The sequence below is a fragment of the Micromonospora sp. NPDC049799 genome, from assembly GCF_040656655.1.
Classification (GTDB): Bacteria; Actinomycetota; Actinomycetes; order Mycobacteriales; family Micromonosporaceae; genus Micromonospora.
In genome coordinates, this window is record NZ_JBFAMU010000411.1 from 1 (window position 1) to 4,387 (window position 4,387).

Here is a 4,387-nt window from a genome sequence, read left to right on the forward strand (position 1 = left end):
GCGGCGTTCGGGCGGGGCTTCGCCTGGGCGTTCGCCGCGCTGCGCCGCTGGAGCGACGAGGTGTACCGGGAGCTCGACGCCGCCCGCGACCCGTGGTTCGAGATGGCCGAGCTGATGCGCTCGCGGGCCCGCGAGGCGTCGGCCTATCACGACCGGTTCGTGATGCGCGGGCGGCCGCTGAAGCAGTGGCTGGCCGAGGCCCGGACCGATCCGGGCCCGTTCCTGGCCGCGCTCGCCGACAGCCGCCTGGTGCGCCCGGGCCGGTCCGGGGCGAGCCGGCTCACCGGCGAGCTGGTGTCGGAGAACGGCCGGATGTTCCGGGTGTTCCCCGACGACGACCTCGACGTCATCAACCGGTGGATCGACGCGCTGCCGGTCGATCCGGCCGAGCGCGCGCGGCTGCGGCCCTCCGCCCACCAACCCCGGAGCATCGAGCTCCGCCTGGCCGCGGACGGTGACGATGACGGCGAGGCTCCCGTCGGTCCGCGGCAGGCCTACACCCGGCTGCTGCGGCGCACCATCACGCCGGCCACCCGGCGCTACGCGCTGCGCTACGTCCAGGGGTGGCTGGCCCGCTCCCGCCACGGCATGAGACGGGACACGTCAACGCTGCCCGCCGAGCCGCCGGCGGACGGCCTGCGGCCGTGGCTGCTCGACCAGCACGACCGGCACAACAGCGAGTTCCAGGACGGCTCGGACGATCCCCTGCCGCAGCGCGCCGAGCTGATCGACTCGACGTTGCAGCTGGCGCCCCTCACCCTGATCGACGGCGCCTGGCTGGCCGGTCACACCGACTACCAGCTCGCCTCCACCGAGCGGGGCCACTTCCTGTTCGCGACCTACTGGGACGAGCTGGGCAACGGCGAGCTGGAGCTGAACCATCCGCTGATCTACCGCACGGTGCTGCGGGAGATGGGCATCGACCTGCCGCCGACCCGGTCACCGGAGTTCGCGGCCTGGCCGGCGTTGCGGGACCGCTCGTTCGAGCTACCGGTCTACTGGCTGGCGATCGGCCGGTTCCCGCGTACGTTCGAGCCGGAGATCCTCGGCTTGAACCTGGCCATGGAGTTGTCCGGTGTCGGTGGCAGTTATCGCCGCGCCCGGCAGGCGCTCACGCGGTACGGCTTCAGCACCGCGTTCGTCGACATCCACAACACCATCGACAACGTGGCGACCGGGCACTCCGCGTGGGCGGCGGACGCCGTCGACGGATATCTGGCGCAGCAGGCGCCGGCGGACCGCGCGCAGGCGTGGGACCGGATCCGGGCCGGGTACCGCTCGCTGAACCCACCATCCGGATTCTGGGCGCGTACCGCGGCTCGTCGCGCCCGAGTGGAGGCCTCCGCACATGTCTGACCTGGTTCTCGGCGTCTCCGCGTACTACCACGACAGTGCCGCGGCGCTGGTGTCCGACGGCCGCCCGGTGGCGGCCGCGCAGGAGGAGCGTTTCACCCGCCGCCGCCACGACTCGGCGTTCCCGGCGAACGCGGTCGCCTACTGCCTGAACGAGGCCGGCGCCACCCTCGCCGACGTGTCGGCGATCGCCTACTACGAGGACCCGGCGCTCAAGTTCCGCCGCGTCCTGGCGACCTATCTCGGTGCGGTCCCGTTCGGGCTGGCCTCCTTTCGTGACACCCTGCCCGGGTGGTGGACGTCGAAGCGACGCGTCACCGACGTGGTCCGCCGCGAGCTCGAAGGGCTGGACCGGGGACGCGTGCCGGAGATCATCTGCCGGCGGCACCACGAGTCGCACGCCGCGTCGGCGTTCCTGGCCAGCCCGTACGAGTCGGCCGCAGTGCTCTGCATCGACGGTGTCGGCGAGTGGGCGACCACCACGATCTGGCACGGGCAGGGCACCCTGCTGACGCCGAAGGCCGAGATCCGTTTCCCGCACTCGCTGGGCCTGCTCTACTCGGCCTTCACCTACTTCTGCGGGTTCAAGGTGGACTCCGGCGAGTACAAGCTGATGGGCCTGGCGCCCTACGGCGAACCCCGGTACGCCGACCTGATCCGCGAGCGGCTGATCGACGTCAAGCCCGATGGGTCGTTCCGGCTGAACATGCGCTACTTCGAGTTCCTGCGCGGGCAGGTGATGACCGGCCGCGGCTTCGAGAGGCTGTTCGGCGGCCCGCGCCGCGAACCCGAGGGCGAGCTGACCCGGCGCGAGTTCGACCTGGCGGCGTCGGTGCAGCTGGTCACCGAGGAGGTCGTCCTCGCGCTCGCGCTGACGGCCCGGGAGCTGACCGGCGAGTCGCGGCTCTGCCTGGCCGGCGGGGTTGCCCTCAACTGCGTGGCGAACGGGAAGATCGTCGCCGGGTCGCTCTTCGACGAGGTCTGGGTCCAGCCGGCGGCCGGTGACGCCGGCGGCGCGCTGGGTGCGGCGCTCGCGGTCGCGATGGACCGGGGCGCCGAACGGGCGCACGTCGGCACCGGGCACGACGCGATGGCCGGGTCGTTGCTCGGGCCGCGGTACGACGACGAGCAGATCGCGGCGTACCTGAACTCCGCCGGCATCCCGCACCGCCGCCTCGGGCCGCAGGAGCTGGCGGCCGAGGTCGCGAAGTCGATCGCCGCGGGGATGGTGGTGGGCTGGTTCCAGGGCCGGATGGAGTTCGGTCCGCGGGCGCTGGGGTCACGCTCGATCCTGGGCGACGCCCGTGACCCGCGAACCCAATCGATCATGAACTTGAAGATCAAGTTCCGGGAGTCGTTCCGGCCGTTCGCGCCGTCCGTGCTGACCGAGGACGCGAAGGACTTCTTCGACCTGCCGCAGGAGAGCCCGTACATGCTCGTGGTCGCGCCGGTCGCCCAGGCGGCCCGGCTCGCCGTCGACGCCGATCCGGGCCTGACCGGCATCGACCTGCTCAAGGTGCCCCGGTCCGTGATCCCGGCGGTCACGCACGTGGACCACTCGGCGCGCGTGCAGACCGTCGGCCCGCGGGACAACCCCGCCTATCACCGGCTGCTCACGGCACTCAAGCACGAGACCGGCAACAGCGTCGTGGTGAACACATCGTTCAACGTCCGCGGCGAGCCGATCGTGAACACGCCGCAGGAGGCGTACACGTGCTTCATGCGGACCGGCATCGACGTGCTCGCGCTCGGCGGGTTCCTGCTGCACAAGTCCGAGCAGCCCGAGTGGCGCGAGGACCGGGACTGGCGCACCGAGGTTCCCCTCGACTGACCAGCCGCCGTCCGTCCGTACCGGAGAGAGGAACGTCTGATGCGCAAAGCCCTGCTCACCGTCGTGTACGTGCTGTTCGTGATCCCGGCGGGCCTGCTGCTGCGGGCCCTGCGGGATCCGATGCGCCGGTCGTGGTCGCGGCGCCGACCGAGCTACTGGCAGCGGCCGCTCACGCGGGACTGAAGACCACCTGGTCGGCGATGGCGCGCTCGACGGCGCGCACCGCGGTGAGCACCGCGTCCGGCCGCTCGGCCATGCCCTCCACCACGCCGATCGTGCCGTGGCTGCCCGACCGCCAGTCGACCCGGTCGCCGGGCTCAGCGGTCAGGACGACCGAGAGAATGTCGGGGTGCTGCTCGGCCAGGTCGGCCAGGTTGCCCCAGGAGGCCAGCCGCCAGTCACCGACCGGCGGCAGGATCTGGTAGCAGAAGGCGGTCGCCGCCGGCTCCCTGAGCGACACCACCGGCCGGCGGCCGACGGCGACGTCGAACGCCAGCCGGACCGCTCCCACGCCGTACGAGCGGTGCAGCAGGGCGGCCACATAGCCACCCATGCGGGCGTTCACCTCGATCACCGCAGGTCCGTCGGCGGTCAGCTTCAGCTCCACGTCGATCCAGCCGTCGCGCAGGCCGAGCGCGTGGCAGGCCGCCTCGGTGACCCGGAAGGCCTCCGCCTCGTCCTTCTCGGGCAGCAGCCCGGGCATGATGAAACCCTGCTCGCGGAACGGTTCCCGCAACGGCAGCCGGGAGTTGAGCACCTGGCAGGCGACCGTGCCGCGCCACAGCAGCATCTCGACCGACACGTAGTCGCCGAGGCCGGGTCCGGCCACCGACGGGCAGCCGACCAGCATCTCCTCGACCACCACCTGGTCGGCCTCGCCCGAGGCGAACGCGTCGGCGGCGTACCGCAGCGCGTCCTGCGGGCCGTTCAGGCGGTACGTCTGTTGGCTGCCCGCGCCCCGGACCGGCTTGAGCACCGCGGGCGTGCCCACCGCGTCGAGCGCCTCCAGCACCTCGCCGGGCTGCTCCACCAGCCGGAACCGCGGCACCGGCAGCCCGGCGTCGCGCAGCCGCTGCCGCTGCACGTACTTGTCGGTGGCGGCGTGGACCGTGCTCGGCGAGTGGAACGGCAGGCCGAGACGGGACGCCAGCCGCTGCGCGAGCGGCAGGTCACGGTCGCAGAAGACCACGATGCCGGCGTGAA

The 4,387-nt window shown here is 72.3% G+C and carries 4 protein-coding genes; 3 read left to right on the forward strand and 1 reads right to left on the reverse strand.

Going from position 1 to position 4,387, the window contains the following annotated elements; all coding sequences use genetic code 11:
* The 3 genes from AB0I76_RS23365 to AB0I76_RS23375 form a co-directional block, all read left to right on the forward strand.
* Positions 1-1,356: iron-containing redox enzyme family protein (locus AB0I76_RS23365; RefSeq protein ID WP_357039175.1), on the forward strand; the 1,356-nt coding region annotated here is incomplete at its 5' end.
* Positions 1,349-3,184: a carbamoyltransferase gene (locus tag AB0I76_RS23370; protein WP_357039178.1), complete on the forward strand. Its 1,836-nt coding sequence runs from the start codon at positions 1,349-1,351 to the stop codon at positions 3,182-3,184. The genes AB0I76_RS23365 and AB0I76_RS23370, both read left to right, overlap by 8 nt.
* A gap of 39 nt (positions 3,185-3,223) precedes the next feature.
* Positions 3,224-3,367 (forward strand): hypothetical protein, encoded by a 144-nt coding sequence (locus tag AB0I76_RS23375; protein WP_357039181.1) that lies wholly within the window; start codon positions 3,224-3,226, stop codon positions 3,365-3,367.
* Here AB0I76_RS23375 and AB0I76_RS23380 read toward each other — a convergent pair.
* On the reverse strand, positions 3,354-4,387 hold a 1,034-nt coding region (locus tag AB0I76_RS23380), incomplete at its 5' end, for an ATP-grasp domain-containing protein (RefSeq protein ID WP_357039184.1). The genes AB0I76_RS23375 and AB0I76_RS23380 overlap by 14 nt on opposite strands.